Source organism: Streptomyces venezuelae, from assembly GCF_008642355.1.
In the GTDB taxonomy this organism is placed as follows: Bacteria; Actinomycetota; Actinomycetes; order Streptomycetales; family Streptomycetaceae; genus Streptomyces; species Streptomyces venezuelae_B.
In genome coordinates this window covers 108,800-123,832 of the sequence record NZ_CP029193.1, presented here as the reverse complement: position 1 = coordinate 123,832, position 15,033 = coordinate 108,800, and the positions used below count along the sequence as shown (strand labels likewise).

The following is a 15,033-nucleotide window of genomic DNA, read 5'->3' as shown; positions in this document are numbered from 1 at the left end:
TACCCGGCGCGCCGGCCTTGTGACGCCGTCGCACAGCTGACGGCCCGTTTCACCCGTACCGCCCCCGGGTCCTGCCCCGGGGGCGGTACGGGCTTTTCCCGTCCCGCCCCTTTCCCGCCCCGCCTTTTCCCGCTCACCCTCACGTGACCCACACCACCCCGAGGCGCTCTAGGCGCGGCCTCATTTCGCGTGTCACTATTCCAGGGCATCCACCCTGCCCAAAAGCATTACGGAGGCGGGGAATTGGGGCCCAGCGCCCCGCAGCCGTCACCGGTGAGACGCCATTGCGCCCCGGGCCTTCCTCGCTGCTTGCCGCTTGCCGCTTGCCGCTTGCTGCTTACGCCTTCACGTACCCGTCGTACGTCTGCGTTTCCTCATTCCTTCCGAGAAGTCTGGACGATGCGATCGCCATGCGGAACACACCAGAGGAGCTGAGCGCGTTGACACCACCGGCCCCGGCCCCGGTCCCGGACGCGGCCCCCGCCCGCCGGGCCCGCACGGTCGGGGTCGGCCGCGCCCACGCCAAGACGATCCTGCTGGGGGAACACGCCGTGGTGTACGGGGCGCCCGCCCTGGCGCTGCCGGTGCCGCAGCTGGCGGTCACCGCCAGCGCCGGCTGGTCCGCGCCCGGCCCCGGCGGCAGTGGCGGGGTGTCGCTGACGATGACCGGCTCCCCGTCCCGGCCGGTGGCCACCGAGGCCTCCGAGGGGCTGCGGCAGCTGGCCGCCGAATTCCGCGCCACCGTGGACGTGGCCCAGGACGTGCACCTGGAGGTGATCCTGGACTGCGCGATCCCGCCCGGCCGCGGGCTCGGCTCCAGCGCCGCCTGCGCCCGCGCCGTGGTCCTGGCCCTGGCCGACCTCTTCGGCCGCGAGGTCAGCGCGCGCACGGTCTTCGACCTGGTGCAGAGCGCCGAGAACGTGGCCCACGGCCGGGCCAGCGGCGTCGATGCCACCGCCGTGGGCGCGCCCGGCCCCCTGCTGTTCCAGCAGGGCACCGCCCAGGACCTGGAGGTGGGCTGCGAAGGCCTGTTCATCGTCGCCGACAGCGGCGAGGTGGGCCGCACCAAGGACGCGGTGACCCGGCTGCGCGAGGGCTTCACCCGCCACCCCGGCAGCCGGCACCACTTCCTGCGCCGCGCCGCCCTGCTCACCGACCGGGCCCGCCAGGCCCTGGCCCAGGACACCCCCGACGCACTCGGCCCCTACCTGACGGCTTATCACCACCTGCTGCGCGAGGCCCGGTTGAGCACCGAGCGCATCGACGCGCTGGTCGAGGCGGCCCTGGCCGCGGGCAGCCTCGGCGCGAAGATCACCGGAGGCGGGCTGGGCGGCTGCATGATCGCACTGGTCCCCTCCGACCAGGCCGGCACCGTCACCCGCCGCCTCCACGCGGCCGGCGCCCAGCAGACCTGGGTCCTGCCGCTGACGGCCCGCCCGGACACGCACCCCGCCTGACCCCCAGCACCAGCCCGCACCACCGGGCACGGTCCCGCGCCCTGGCACAACGTGGCACCTGCGACACCGCCCCGGGCCGTGGGGCCATCCCGGACCCCGGCACCACCCCGAACCCACCCCACCCACCCATGAATTTTCGGCACCACCCCGAACCACCCACCCCATCCACCCATGTATTGACGCACTGACGGGCGAAAGGAGTACGCACATGGACACCGACAGCACCGCATACGCGCCCGGCCCCGGCCTCACTGCCGGACCCGGCCCCGCGTCCGGTCACCGCTTCGGCGCCGCCGTGTCCGTCCGTCCCCGCCACGACCAGGCCGTCCACGAGGGCGGTCCGACTCTGTTTCTGCTGACGCGCGCGGGAGGCGGTCATCCGGCCGCGGGGCCGACCCGGCACGCATGGTGAACGGCTACCGTCCGCCCCGCGACAGCGGCTGACGGCACGGCGCAGGAGGGACGCGAGGGGAGCACCCCGTGGCGCGGCACACCGCCCGCCGCCGCCCCCGCCGTCCGTCTTTCTTCCCGCACGTGCCGCCGCACGCCCACGCCCTCGCGCCGCCCGACCGGCGCGCCGGGTGTGGTCCGCCGCCCGGGTGAGGTCCTCCCCCCGGGGTCGGCGGGGAGGCGGGGCGTGCACGTGCGTGCCGCCGAGCCCGGCTCGGCGGCACGCCCGGACCCGGCCCGGCACCGGCCGCCCCGCTCAAGGGGGCGGCCGGTGCGCCGCGCCTGGTCCCCGCCCCGTTGCGTGATCAGCAGAAACGGTTAGTCATGACAGTGAGCCCTCGCACGGTGTGCGTGGTAGGTGCCGGACCGCGCGGCCTGTCCGTACTGGAGCGCCTGTGCGCCAACGCCCGCCTGCGGCCGCAGGACGGCCCCGTCCACGTCCATGTGATCGACCCCTGCCCGCCCGGCGCCGGCCGGGTGTGGCGCACCGACCAGTCCCCGCACCTGCTCATGAACACCGTGGCCGGACAGATCTCGGTGTTCACCGACGCCAGTGTCGACCTCGCCGGCCCGCTGGAGCCGGGGCCCAGCCTGCACGAGTGGGCGGACGCACTGGCCTGCGGGGAGATCGACGGCACATATCCGGACGACGTGCTGGACCAGGCCCGCGCGCTGGGCCCCGACACCTACCCCACCCGCGCCTTTTACGGCCACTACCTGCGCTGGGCCTGCCGGCGCGTGGTGCGCGGCGCACCCGGCCGGGTGCGCGTCACCTTCCACCGCGGCCTGGCCGTCGCCCTGGACGACGAGCCCGCCCCACCCCCGGGCGCGGGGGCCGGCGGGGTGCGCCAGCGGGTGCGGCTGGCCGACGGCACGGTCCTCGGCGGGCTGGATGCCGTCATCCTGTGCCAGGGCCACCTGCCGGCCGGCCCCGACGCGGGGGAGCGGGCCTTTGCCGGGCGGGCCCGCGCCGCGGGGCTGCACCACCTGGCGCCGGCCAACCCGGCCGATGTGGACCTGCGGGCGCTGACGCCGGGCATGCGGGTGCTGCTGCGCGGCCTGGGCCTGAACTTCTTCGACTACCTGGCCCGGCTCACCGCCGGCCGCGGCGGCACCTTCACCCGCCGCGGCGGCCGGCTGTCCTACCAGGCCTCGGGCCAGGAGCCGCGCCTGTACGCCGGATCGCGGCGCGGCATCCCCTACCAGGCGCGCGGGGAGAACCAGAAGGGCCCCCACGGCCGGCACGAGCCGCGGCTGCTGACCGCCGCACGCATCGCCGCGCTGCGCCGCGAACACGCCGAGGGCGGGCTGGACTTCCGGGACGATGTGTGGCCGCTGGTCGCCCGGGAGGCGGAGGCCGTCTACTACGCCACGCTGCTGCGCTCGCGCGGCGAGGCGCTGCCCGCCCGGCAGCTGCAGGCCGCCTGCCTGGCCGCACCGGCGGGGGAGGGGCACCTGCGGGCGGTGCTGGAGGAGTACGGCATCGGCGAGAAGGACCGCCTGGACTGGGAGCTGCTGGCCCGCCCCTGGCGCGAGCGGGAGTTCACCGGCCCCGAGGACTTCACCGGCTGGCTTCTGGACCACCTGCGCCAGGACGTGGCCGAGGCGCGGGCCGGCAACGTCAACGGGCCCCTGAAGGCGGCCCTGGACGTGCTGCGGGACCTGCGCAACGAGATCCGCCAGGCCGTCGACCACGGCGGCCTGGACGGCGACTCCCACCGCACCGATCTGGACGGCTGGTACACACCGCTCAACGCACACCTGTCCATCGGCCCGCCGGCCCGCCGGGTGGAGGAGATGACCGCGCTGATCGAGGCGGGGGTGCTGGACGTGATCGGTCCCGGCCTGCGCGTCGAGGTGGCGGAGGGGCGCTGCACGGCGCTGTCCCCGCTGGTGCCCGGCTCCGCGCGGCAGGTGGACGCGGTCGTCGAGGCCCGCCTGCCCGCGATCACGCTGCGCCGCACCGGGGACCGGCTGCTGCGCCATCTGCTGGACACCGGCCAGTGCACCGCCCACCGCATCCGCACCCGCACGTCCCAGCCCTTCGACAGCGACGGGCTGGCCGTCACCGAGCGGCCCTTCCGCCTGATCGACGTGGCGGGGGCCCCGCACCCGCACCGCTACGCCTTCGGTGTGCCGACCGAAGCGGTGCACTGGGTGACGGCCGCGGGCATCCGCCCCGGCGTCAACTCGGTCACCCTCACCGACGCGGACGCGATCGCCCGCGCAGCCCTGCAATTCCCGGCCCCCGCCGCCCCCGAGCCCGCCCCGCCCCAGCCCGACCGAGCCACCACCTGACCCCCCCGGGGCGGCTGGTCCCCTGCCCGGCGGGACGACAGCGGGCCAGCCGGGGCCGACAGCCGCCCCAAGACGAGAGCGGGCCCCTCCCGTGGCCGGGCTCCCACCCGTGGCGGGCACCGTCCCGCGGCCGGGCCCCCCGTCCCGTGGCTGGGCGACGTCCCGTGACGGGCACCGGAGCGAGACCAGCGGGACGCACGCCCTGCCCGCCCCTCTGCCGCCCTGCCCCGGGATCGCCCAGGCCCGCCGCGCCCCTTCCCCGCTGTGGCGGCAACTGCGTGCCCGTGGGCGGTCGTTGCATTCGGGCCTGGCGGGGGTGGTCGAACCGGGGCCCGGTTCGTGGTCGTTCGGGCTGCTGCACTGCTTTCCGGGGCGCGGGGGCAACTGCCTGCCCGTGGGCTCATGTTGGGTCCGGATCTGGCGGGTGGGTGGTCGAACCGGGGTCCGGTTCGTGGTCGTTCGGGCTTGCCGCGCCGCTTTCTGGCTGTGGCGGCAACCGTCTCGCCCCAGGGCCGATGGCGGGCCGAGGGCGGAAGGGGAAGTCCGCCGAATCCACCGCCGGCCCGCCCGCATCCCGGGCCCGCTGCTGTCCACCCGCCTGCCTGCCCGGCCGCAGGCGGGTGGTGATTGTGCCGCCGCCCCGGCGGGCGGGACGGGAGCCGGGCTGGGGTGAGGCCGGGGGCGTATGGGTCCGTGGCCGGTGTTTGTTCGTCTGTCGTATCCCCTTCGGGGGCAACCAGGTGCCCGCCCCCCGGAGTTGGGGTTGGCCGCGGGGTCGGGTGCCCGATCCTCGTACCGAGCAGGAATCAGGAGGCCTCCATGAGCGCTGACCCTTCGCCCGTGCCGTCGTCCCCGTCCGCGACGGACGCGGCGGGCCCGGGCCCGGTGGGGCCGGAGGCGGGGCTGCTTGCGCCCGTGTGGGCCGGGGTGGCGGTGGCGGAGGCGGTGGGGGACCGGGCGTGGCTGCAGGCCATGCTCGATGCCGAGGCGGGGCTGAGCCGGGCACAGGCCCGCCTGGGCACCGTGCCCGAGGACGCCGCCCGAACGATCACCCGCACGGCGGCCGCGCAGCACCTGGACGTGGTGGCGCTGGCGGTGCGGGCCCGCCAGTCCGCCAACCCGGTGGTGGCCCTGGTACGGGAGTTCACCGCGCTGGTGGCCGCCCAGGACCCGGCCGCGGCCGCCTACGTGCACCGCGGCTCCACCAGCCAGGACATCTTCGACACCGCCGCCATGCTCGTCGCCCGGCGGGCCCTGGCCCTCATCCGCGCCGACCTGGCCCGCACCGAGCAGGCGCTGGCCGCGCTGGCCCGTACCCACCGCGACACCGTGATGGCCGGCCGCACCCTGGCCCTGCACGCGGTGCCCACCACCTTCGGCTGCAAGGCGGCCGGCTGGCGCCACCTGGTGCTGGACGCCGCCGACCGGCTCGCCGCCCTGGAGGCGGCCGCGCCCGTCCAGCTCGGCGGGGCCGCCGGCACGCTGGCCGGCTACCTCGCCCACGCCCCGGGCGCCGACCCCGCCGCCTACGCCCACGACCTGACCCAGGCGTTCGCCGCCGAAGTGGGCCTGGCTGCCCCGCTGCTGCCCTGGCACGTGCTGCGCACGCCGGTGGCCGACCTGGCCCAGGGCGCCGCGTTCACCTGCGCCGCGCTGGGCAAGATCGCCGTGGACGTGCTGTCGCTGACCCGTACCGAGGTCGGCGAGGTGCACGAGCCGGCGCCCGCCGGGCGCGGCGCGTCCTCGGCGATGCCGCACAAACAGAACCCCGTCCTGGCCACCGCCGTTCGCTCCGCCGCCCTGCAGGCCCCGCCGCTGGCCGCGGGCGTGCTGGGCTGCATGCTGAGCGAGGACGAGCGCTCCGCCGGCGCCTGGCACGCCGAGTGGGAGCCGCTGCGCGCCCTGCTGCGGCTGGCCGGCGGCGCGGCCCACCAGGCCGCGGAGCTCGTGGCGCACCTGCGCGTCGATGCCGCCCGGATGGCCGCCAACACCGCCCTGACCGGCGGCCGCATCGTCTCCGAGCGGATCGCCGCCGTCCTGGCGCCGCACCTGGGCCGGGTCGCCGCCCGCGACCTGCTGGACGCCGCCTCGGCCCGGGCGGCCGCCGAGGACCGGCCGCTGGCCGAGGTGCTGGGCCAGGACCCCCGCGCGGCCGCCGCCCTGCGCGAGGCAGGGCACGGCGGCGACCTGTTCGCCCCCCAGGCCTACACCGGGGCGGCCGCCGCACTGACCGAGCGCGCCCTGACCCGCACCCCACCCTCCTCGCCGTCTGCACCGTCCGGGGCGGGCGGGGCGGGCTGACCCGGGCCGGGCGGGGTGGGCAGGCCCCGGCTGCGACCGCGGCCGCCACCGGCCCCGCCCCAGAGGGGGGTGCCGGTGGCGGCCGCGGTCGAGGTCGGCCCCGCAGGGCCGGCGAGGGCGCTCACGGACCTCGCTCAGCGCTGGCGCTGCAGAGCGATCTCCGTGAGCTCCTCTATGTCGAACTGGGAGCGGCCTGGTGTGCCGTAGCGGGTTATCTTGCCCCGGCTCACCCATTTGCGGATGGTCGCTTCGGACACACCCGTGGCCAGTGCGGCCACATTGGTGGGAACGAGCCGGTGGCGCGGCGGTCGGTTCATGCGGCGTCCTTCCTTTGCCGGTCCATGAGATGCCGGATGGTGAGCAATTCGCGCATTTCCCAGGAATGGCCCGACGAGCAGCTGACACTGCCCCGGACCGCGGTCCGCGCGGGACGCGGCGACGCATTGATCGTCCCCGGGCAGTCGTCCACGACACACCCGATGACCGGCGCCTTCTCATCCTCGGAATCCGGGTCGATGGCCCGCAGCGATTCCATGTGGAGACTCTCGACTTCATCGGCGAATTCGGCGGCCGGAGGCTGCGTCGCAAGCCACTCGAGATGGAGTATCAAAAAGCAGGCCAGATGCGGGACGGAACGTCCGGGAGCAGCCGCACCCCGCTTTTCCACGACAAACCCGGACCACGACTCCAGGATGGCGAGAATATTGTTCCTGGCATCGAGCGCGGAAATGTTCAGATGATCCCGCCTGCGGCTGCCCGACACCTTTGTCGGGTTCCGCCGCCGGGACGTCGACAGAATGTGGTGCAGTCCTTCCTGGTGGAGGCCGGGAAGGGTGCGCAGGTTGCGCTCCAGCTGCTCGACGCAGCCGGTGCACAGGACGGCGCCGGCGGCGACAGGGACCTGCCGGTCATGGTTCCTGGGGCATGAGTGAAACTCCATTGAATCTCCTTCATGAGCTGACGCGCCCCGCACCCGGCACGAAGACACACGTCTCCCGTGCCGGATGCCGCAGTGAATTGCTGAATCGATGGCCCCCGGAAAGGGAAGAAGTGGGGGGCACGGCCGGAGCCTTCGGATGCGGGCCGCTGAACGGTCATCACGTCGCAACGTGGCGGGACGGTCCCGTTCAGGAAATTCCGGCAAAGAATTCAGGCCCGGCCCGATAGGCGCAGGCCCGGATGCCTTCAGTGAATACGGCTGTCATGTGCGGTCCATCCCCCCGATGTGTCCCCAGGCCCCACCGCCGCCTAGTCACGGCTATGGGTGCCCTCGGAGAGTTCCATGACCTGTCGGGGGGTGTCAACGTGCGTCCCACCGGGAAGGGAGCGGTAATCCAGCGGTTGTAAATTTTTCATTTCGTAATCGATCTGCCCTAAAGGGGAATTTGAGATTCCTCTTTTCTGGAGGAGAACTCCAGGGGTTTTCAGGTTTCGCTTTGGACGGATGACACCCTGCTTTACGCCCCCCGGCCCCGCGCCCCTCCCGGCCCGCGCCCCCGACACCTCGCCCGTCCCCGACACCTCACCCGTGCCCTTCCCCCGGCACCGCCTCGTCCGTGCCCCCTTCCGCTCCCGCCTTCTCCCGCCCTCTCCCGCCTTGTCCGGCCGGCGGCCCACCCCCGGCCGCCGGATGTGCCCGGCCGCGGCAGCCCTCACGCCCCGCCGCGCCCCGACCCCTGCCCCCTTCGGCGGCCCACCCGGCCGCCCCGGAGACCCCGCCCCTGCTCCACCTCAACGCAAGGGAAAAGCTGTGGCTATGGAAATGGCCTGTATCGAAACCGACGGAACCGGCCGGGAATCGGCCGCGACCGCACGCCGCACCCGCGACGATCTGCTGGAGAGAATGGAGGAACACCTGCGCGCCTTCCTCTCCGCCGAGCACGAGTTATGGGCACGCGTGAACGACCGCGCGGTCGGCGCCGTGGACGCGCTGAGCGAACTGGTCGCGGCGGGCGGCAAACGCATCCGCCCCGCCTTCTGCATCGCCGGCTACCTCGCCGCCGACGGCGACCCCGCCGACCCCGCGGTCGTGGCGGCCGCCGCCGCCCTGGAGATGCTGCACGCCTCCGCCCTCATCCACGACGACGTCATCGACGCCTCCAGCCACCGGCGCGGCCTGCCCACCGTGCACGCCCACCACAGCGCGCTGCACGCCGCCCGCGCCTGGCAGGGCGAATCGCGCCGCTACGGCGAAGGCGTCGCCCTGCTGGTCGGCGACCTCGCCCTGGTCTACAGCGAACAGCTGATGAGCGCCGCGCCCGCCGCGGTGGCGGCGGTGTGGAACAAGCTGCGCTCGGAGCTGATGATCGGCCAGTACATGGACATGACCGCGGCCGCCGAGTTCTCCGTCGACCCGCGCCTGTCCCGCTGGATCGCCCTGGCCAAGTCCGGCCACTACACCATCCACCGCCCCCTGGCCGTCGGCGCGAGCGCGGCCGGCCGCGCCGACCTGGCCCCCGCCTTCGCCAAGTACGGCGAGGCGGTGGGCGAGGCGTTCCAGCTGCGCGATGACCTGCTGGACGCCTTCGGCGACTCCGCGCACACCGGCAAGCCCGCAGGGCTCGACTTCCAGCAGCACAAGATGACCCTGCTGCTGGGCTGGGCGATGCAGCGCGACGAACGCATCCACAGCCTGATCACCGAGCCCGGCCACACCCCCGACGAGGTGCGCCGCCGCCTGGTGGACACCGGCGTCCCCGACGACGTCGAGAAACACATCGCCGCCCTGGTCGAACAGGGCTGCGACGCCATCGCGGACGTCCCCATCGACCCGGTGTGGCGCGCGGAACTGGCGACGATGGCCACCAAGGTCGCCTACCGCACCACCTGACCCCCGCCCTCACCCCGCCCCGGCTCCCGCTCCCGCCCCGCCCGCCCCCACCGCCCCCGGCGTCGGCCGGATGGGGGCAGGGGCGGCTCCGGGGCGCCCGGGGCGGGGCAACCGGGCCCGGCACACGGCGAGTTGACCGCCGGCAGGGGTACGTCGCGCTGTACTGCGTACCGCTAGGAGTCATGTGGGACCCGTGGGCCGGGCGGGGCCGCGCCGGGCGCCGCCGCTTTCGGTCAACCCCCCGCCCGCCGGGGCCGGTTCGCCCACGCCCCGCCCGCCGCGGGGGAGGGGCGGCCCCAGGTGCTGCCTCCCGCGAGCCGCCCCACCAAGCCGCCTGCTGTGCAGGTGACTTGTCCCCACCGGCAGGAGGCCCCCTGAGCCCCCGCCCCAGGACCGCTCCGGCACACCGCCCGGGCAGCCCCCTGCACCCGGGCCGGGGCCACCCGTACCCCCGCACCACCCCGCCGCGCCCCACCCCCGGCCCCGGCGCTCGACGTCCGCCACAGCCCCCGTCGCGGCCGCCTCGAGGACCGCTGGACCGCCGGTCGCGGTCCATGCCCGGCCCGGTCCGGGTGCGGTGCCGGGCGGCGGGGGCGTGGAGACGGTCCCACCAGGGGATTCGGGGCGCGTCCGGCCGGGCGGGGGCGGCGGCGGGGACGGGGCGGGCGGGGTGATGGCAAGGGCGGTGCGGCGGTGGGGGGTTGGGCAAATCCTGCCGTACGGGCGCGCGCACGCCGCATGATGCAACCACGAACGCACCGGAAGGGCGGCCGAGATGAGTCAGGACGCACGCGGCGTCGACGGGAGCGGGGGCCGCGGCCACGCCGTGGTGATCGGCGCCGGCCTCGCCGGGCTCACCGCCGCGCGGGCCCTGGCCAACTCCATGGACCACGTCACCGTCATCGAGCGCGACCACCTGCCGCGCGGCGCCGCCCGCCGCCGAGGCCTGCCCCAGGCCCGGCACGCCCACAGCCTCACCACCACCGCCCAGCAGGGCCTGGAAGAACTCTTCCCCGGCATCGGCGCCGACTTCGCCCGCGCCGGCGCGGTCCGTATCCGCCTGCCCCAGGACGCCCTGGTCCTGGGCCCGGCCGGCTGGCTGCCCCGCTTCGACGCGGACCTGTCGATGCTCAGCGCCTCCCGCGACCTGATCGACGCGGTGCTGCGCGCACGGCTGCGCGCCGAACCCGCCGTCACCTTCCTGACCGGCCACGAGGTCCAGGCCCTGCAGCCCGGCCCCAACGACACCGTCACCGGCGTCTGGACCCGCCGCCGCGAGCGGCCCGGCCCGGAGGGCCTCGGCCCGCGCCGCCTCATACCCGCCGACTTCGTGGTGGACGCCTGCGGACACGCCTCCCGCGCCCCCCACTGGCTGGCCGGCCTCGGCTACGAGCCGCCCCGCGAAACGGTCGTGCCCGCCCGCACCACGTACGCCTCCACCGTCTTCGCGCCGCCCCTCGGCCACGTCGCCGACTGGCAGAGCCTGCTGCTCACCGCCGCACCCGGCCACCCCCGCCAGGGCACCCTCAACGTCATCGAGGGCGGCCGCCTCGCGCTCACCCTCGCCTTCGCCGACGGCACCCCGCCGCCCACCGACCACGCCGCGCTGCTGCACGCGGCGGGCCTGCTGCGCCACCCGCTGCTGCGTGACGTCATCGAGAGCGCGACTCCGCTGGGGCCCGTGCACACCTGCACCCGCACCGAGAACCGCTGGCGCCACTACGACCAACTGCGCCGCTGGCCCGACCAGTTCCTCGTGGTCGGCGACGCCCTGGCCGTCACCGACCCCGCCCACGGCCAGGGCATGACCCTCGCCGTGCAGAGCGCCCTCGTCCTGGACGCCATGCTCAGCGGCCACGGTACGACCGTCGGCCTGGCCTACCGCCTGCGCCGCGCCCTGGCCCACCGCCTGGCCCCCGCCTGGCAGTCCAGCACCCACCACCTGCGCACCACCGGCCCGGCAGACACACCGCACACCGCCACGGACGCGACAGGCGCCGCCACGGACACGGCAGGCGCCGCAGGACCGGCGGGCGACCCCGGCACAGCAGGTACGGCGACCGCCCCCGGCGTCGCGGGTGACCCCGGCCTTGAAGGCACCACAGGCCTCGGCTCTGCGGGGGCCCTTGGCTCTGCGGGTGTCGCGGGCGTGGCGGATTCGGCGAGTGCCGCGGGCGCCGCGGACATGCCGGGTGGCCCTGGCGCATCAGGTACGGCAGCCGCTCCCGGCACGGCAGGTTTCACCAGCTCTGCGGGCGCCGCAGGCGTAGCGAGCGCGGCCGGCACCGCGGGGACCTCCGATACCGCAGGCGCGGCAGGAGTCCTTGGCGCTGCAGCCGTCCCCGGACCCGAAGGCCCGGTAGGCGCCGCAGGCGCGGCGGGGACGGCGGGCGCGGCGAGCACCGCCGGCGTGCCCGACACCGCAGATGCCGCGGACACGGCGGGCACCCTCGCCCCTGCAACCGCCTCCGGCACCGCAGGCGCGGCGGGCACGCCAGGTGCAGCGGGCAGGGCGGCAACCCCCGGTGCCGCAGGCATCTCCGGTCCCGGAACCGCCGCAGGCAAGGCGGGAGCCCCCGGCGCGGCAGACGTAGCAGGTACGGCAGCCGCCCCCCGTGCCGCAGGCACCCCCGGCCCTGCAGGCTCTCCGGGCAAGACAGGCACCACAGGTACAGCCACCACCCCCAGCCCCGCCACCACCCCGCACCCCGCAGCCGCCGCCCCGCACCCCCCAACCACCCCCACCCCCACTTCCACCCCCGGCCCGCCCCGCCCCCGCGGCCTGCGCGCCTGGTTCGCGGCCGGCCCTCGCGTCGCCGGTCAGGACCGGCCACGTGGTCTGCGGGCCTGGCTGGCCCGGCGGGTCACTGCCCGGATCGCCGCCGAGGCCGTCACCGAGCCGTATGCCGCCGCCCGGCTGCTGGCGCGGCTGCAGGCGGTCGGGCCGCTCGCCGTGGTGCCCCGCCCTCCGGCCCGCCGCGCCCCCGCCCCGCCACCGGTACCGGCGCCGCCCAGCGTCACCCACGGCGAGCACGCCCGGCGCCGCCGCGCCCCGGCCCCGGCGGTGCCCGTCATCGGCGTGGCCACCGGCTCCGCCCGCCTGTATCCGGCCGGCTCCTCGGCGCAGTGGCCCGCCCCGGCCCCGGCCGGCGAGCGCCGACGCCCCTGAGGCCCGGCCTCGCACCCCGTGCTCCGCGCGGACAGCCGAGCGGCAGAACGGCCGAGCGGCCGAGCGGCCGAGACCAGCCCCGGGGCATCGCGGGAGGGGCGAGACCGCCCCCGGACAGCCCTCCGGGCGCCCACCCCCAACCCGCACTCCGCCACTCGCGCCCCGCCCTCCGCACCCCGCCACCCAGCCCCGCCACTCACCACCCCCGGGAGCCACCACCCCCGCCCCCGCACCCCGCCACTCACCACCCACCCCCGCCCCCGGGAGCCAGAACAAAGGGGGAGCCGGGCGCAGGCGTCGAATGCCTCCGACATAGGCTTCGGGCATGACAAGAGCGCAGCAACTAGCCGCTGTTGAGGGCCATTTGGGCAGACCGGGACCGGTGCTCAGGGTCAACTCGGCAGCAATGACCGCCCAGTTGGGCGGGGTCATGACACCTGCGCGGCGAGACGGCTCGAAACTCGCTCAAGAAACGGTGGAGTTGGGGCCGGGTTCCGGCTCGAGCACGGTTGTCCGGCCGCACACCGTGTCGATAGCGTTCGACCCGCTTCACGGCACGGGCCCGTTTGCGCCGCTGCAGGCCGCCCCCACCACCGCGCCCTCACCGGCCGGTCCGGGTGTGCCTGTGACGACTCAGCGGCGAGGGGAGGGCGCGCGGGCATGAGCATCACCGACAAGGCGCCGCAGCGGACCACGGCACCGCAGGGCGAACGCATCGCGGACTGGGCGGACGGCCGGCTCGGCATCTACCAGTGGCGCACCCTGATGCGCAAGGTCTTTCCCGAGCACTGGTCCTTCATGTTCGGCGAGATCGCGCTCTACAGCTTCATCATCCTGATCCTCACCGGCCTGTACCTGACCATGTTCTTCAACCCGAGCATGGCCCACACCGTCTACGAGGGCCCGCACGTCCCGCTGCAGGGCGTGCAGATGTCGGAGGCCTACGCCTCCACCCTGCGCATCAGCTTCGAGGTGCGCGGCGGCCTGTTCATCCGCCAGCTGCACCACTGGGCCGCCCTGACCATGATCGCCGCGACCATGGCGCACACCCTGCGGCACTTTCTGACCGGCTCCTTCCGCAAGCCCCGCGAGCTGAACTGGCTCATCGGCGTGGTCCTGCTGGTGCTGGTCACCCTGGAGGGCTTCTTGGGCTACTCGCTGCCCGACGACCTCCTCTCGGGCACCGGCCTGCGCATCGCCGAGGGCGTCACGCTGGCCATCCCGCTGGTGGGCACCTACCTGACGATGTTCCTCTTCGGCGGCGAGTTCCCCGCGACGGACGTCATCCCGCGCTTCTACAGCTTCCACATCCTGCTGCTGCCCGGCATCATCCTGGCCCTGGTCACCGTCCACCTGATCCTGGTCATCTACCAAAAGCACACCCAGTTCCGCGGCCCGGGCCGCAACCAGCAGAACGTGGTCGGCCAGCCCCTGATGCCGCACTACGCGGCCAAGGCCGGCGGCTTCTTCTTCCTGGTCTCCGGCGTCCTGGCCCTGATGGCGGGCATCGCCCAGATCAACGCCGTGTGGGTGTACGGGCCCTACCGGCCCGACCAGATCTCCCAGGGCTCCCAGCCCGACTGGTACATGGGCTTCCTGGAGGGCGCCCTGCGCGCCTTCCCCGCCTGGGAGTTCGCCGTCGCCGGCTACACCGTCAACATGGGTGTACTCGTCCCGGCCGTGGTGCTGCCCACCCTGCTGATCGCCATCGCCTGCCTGTGGCCCTTCATCGAGGCCTGGATCACCGGGGACAAGCGCGAGCACCACCTGCTGGACCGCCCGCGCGAGCAGCCCACCCGCACCGCCTTCGTCTGCTCGCTGGCCGCCTTCTACCTGGTGCTGTTCTTCGGCGGCTCCAACGACATCCTCGCCGAGCGCTTCCACCTGTCGATGAACTCCATCACCTGGGCGGTGCGCATCGGGGTGTTCGTGGTGCCCGCCCTGACCTACGTCATCACCAAGCGGATCTGCATCGGCCTGCAGCTGCGCGACCGCGACAAGCTGCTGCACGGCCGCGAGACCGGCCGCATCAAGCGGCTGCCGCACGGCGAGTTCATCGAGGTCCACGAGCGCCTGGCCCGCGAGCAGGAGTACACCCTGCTCTCCCGCGAGGTCCACCCCGCACTGCCGGCCCCGGTGCGCGAGGACCGCGACGGCGTGCCCAACCCCAGGTCCCGCAGCGAGGTGCTGCGCCACCGGCTCAGCCGCTGGTTCAGCGACGGGCAGATCGCCAACCCCACCCCGCAGGAGCTGCAGCAGGCCCTGGACCACCTCGGCCACGGCGCGGACGGCCACGCCAACGGCCAGGTCAACGGCCATGCGGGCGGCCAGGACAATGGCCGGCCCGACGCTTTGGAGCAGCGCGGCACGGACCGGCACGTGCACTGACGCGAAGCGGCCCGGCCCCGGCAGCCGGGCCCGGCACGGACAGCGGCGCGGGTGACCAGGGGACGGGTCACCCGCGCCGCGCCGTTGCGCCCCGGCCGGGCCCGCCCCCGCCGCAACGGCCCGCCCCGGACAGGGGCGTT

Annotated in this window: 9 protein-coding genes; 7 read left to right on the top strand and 2 right to left on the bottom strand. The window is 75.1% G+C overall.

Features of this window, described 5'->3' with window-relative positions:
* Positions 1-410: 410 nt before the first annotated feature.
* The 4 genes from mvk to DEJ47_RS00540 all read left to right on the top strand — a co-directional run bounded on the left by mvk (position 411) and on the right by DEJ47_RS00540 (position 6,506).
* The gene (gene mvk, locus DEJ47_RS00555) at positions 411-1,457 is read left to right on the top strand and encodes a mevalonate kinase (RefSeq protein WP_150163961.1); all 1,047 of its coding nucleotides are present in this window, start codon (positions 411-413) and stop codon (positions 1,455-1,457) included.
* Between the two features lie 208 nt (positions 1,458-1,665).
* Positions 1,666-1,869, top strand: coding sequence for a hypothetical protein (locus DEJ47_RS00550; RefSeq protein ID WP_150163960.1), 204 nt, complete (start codon positions 1,666-1,668; stop codon positions 1,867-1,869).
* A gap of 362 nt (positions 1,870-2,231) precedes the next feature.
* Positions 2,232-4,205 (top strand): FAD/NAD(P)-binding protein, encoded by a 1,974-nt coding sequence (locus DEJ47_RS00545; protein ID WP_150163959.1) that lies wholly within the window; start codon positions 2,232-2,234, stop codon positions 4,203-4,205.
* Positions 4,206-5,024: 819 nt separating this feature from the next.
* Positions 5,025-6,506 carry a lyase family protein gene (locus DEJ47_RS00540; RefSeq protein WP_150163958.1) on the top strand — a complete coding sequence of 494 codons (1,482 nt, stop codon included), beginning with the start codon at positions 5,025-5,027 and terminating at the stop codon, positions 6,504-6,506.
* 134 nt (positions 6,507-6,640) lie between these two features.
* Here DEJ47_RS00540 and DEJ47_RS00535 read toward each other — a convergent pair whose 3' ends face one another.
* Entirely contained in the window at positions 6,641-6,823 is a 183-nt protein-coding gene (locus DEJ47_RS00535) for a hypothetical protein (protein WP_150163957.1), read from the bottom strand.
* The gene (locus DEJ47_RS00530) at positions 6,820-7,446 is read right to left on the bottom strand and encodes a hypothetical protein (RefSeq protein ID WP_150163956.1); all 627 of its coding nucleotides are present in this window, start codon (positions 7,444-7,446) and stop codon (positions 6,820-6,822) included. Before DEJ47_RS00530 ends, DEJ47_RS00535 begins: the two co-directional genes overlap by 4 nt.
* Positions 7,447-8,268: 822 nt before the next feature.
* Between DEJ47_RS00530 and DEJ47_RS00525 the strand changes: the two genes are divergently transcribed.
* The 3 genes from DEJ47_RS00525 to DEJ47_RS00515 all read left to right on the top strand — a co-directional run bounded on the left by DEJ47_RS00525 (position 8,269) and on the right by DEJ47_RS00515 (position 14,893).
* Positions 8,269-9,336: a polyprenyl synthetase family protein gene (locus DEJ47_RS00525; RefSeq protein ID WP_150163955.1), complete on the top strand. Its 1,068-nt coding sequence runs from the start codon at positions 8,269-8,271 to the stop codon at positions 9,334-9,336.
* A gap of 775 nt (positions 9,337-10,111) precedes the next feature.
* Positions 10,112-12,505: an FAD-dependent oxidoreductase gene (locus tag DEJ47_RS37280; RefSeq protein ID WP_150163954.1), complete on the top strand. Its 2,394-nt coding sequence runs from the start codon at positions 10,112-10,114 to the stop codon at positions 12,503-12,505.
* A gap of 660 nt (positions 12,506-13,165) precedes the next feature.
* Positions 13,166-14,893 (top strand): cytochrome b, encoded by a 1,728-nt coding sequence (locus DEJ47_RS00515; protein WP_150163953.1) that lies wholly within the window; start codon positions 13,166-13,168, stop codon positions 14,891-14,893.
* Positions 14,894-15,033: the final 140 nt, after the last annotated feature.

What these genes read in the sequence shown, in the direction of transcription:
- mvk (WP_150163961.1), top strand. Translation starts at nt 411, where the DNA reads ATGCGGAACACACCAGAGGAGCTGAGCGCGTTGACACCACCGGCCCCG.
- DEJ47_RS00550 (WP_150163960.1), top strand. Translation starts at nt 1,666, where the DNA reads ATGGACACCGACAGCACCGCATACGCGCCCGGCCCCGGCCTCACTGCC.
- DEJ47_RS00545 (WP_150163959.1), top strand. Translation starts at nt 2,232, where the DNA reads ATGACAGTGAGCCCTCGCACGGTGTGCGTGGTAGGTGCCGGACCGCGC.
- DEJ47_RS00540 (WP_150163958.1), top strand. Translation starts at nt 5,025, where the DNA reads ATGAGCGCTGACCCTTCGCCCGTGCCGTCGTCCCCGTCCGCGACGGAC.
- DEJ47_RS00535 (WP_150163957.1), bottom strand. Translation starts at nt 6,823, where the DNA reads ATGAACCGACCGCCGCGCCACCGGCTCGTTCCCACCAATGTGGCCGCA.
- DEJ47_RS00530 (WP_150163956.1), bottom strand. Translation starts at nt 7,446, where the DNA reads ATGGAGTTTCACTCATGCCCCAGGAACCATGACCGGCAGGTCCCTGTC.
- DEJ47_RS00525 (WP_150163955.1), top strand. Translation starts at nt 8,269, where the DNA reads ATGGCCTGTATCGAAACCGACGGAACCGGCCGGGAATCGGCCGCGACC.
- DEJ47_RS37280 (WP_150163954.1), top strand. Translation starts at nt 10,112, where the DNA reads ATGAGTCAGGACGCACGCGGCGTCGACGGGAGCGGGGGCCGCGGCCAC.
- DEJ47_RS00515 (WP_150163953.1), top strand. Translation starts at nt 13,166, where the DNA reads ATGAGCATCACCGACAAGGCGCCGCAGCGGACCACGGCACCGCAGGGC.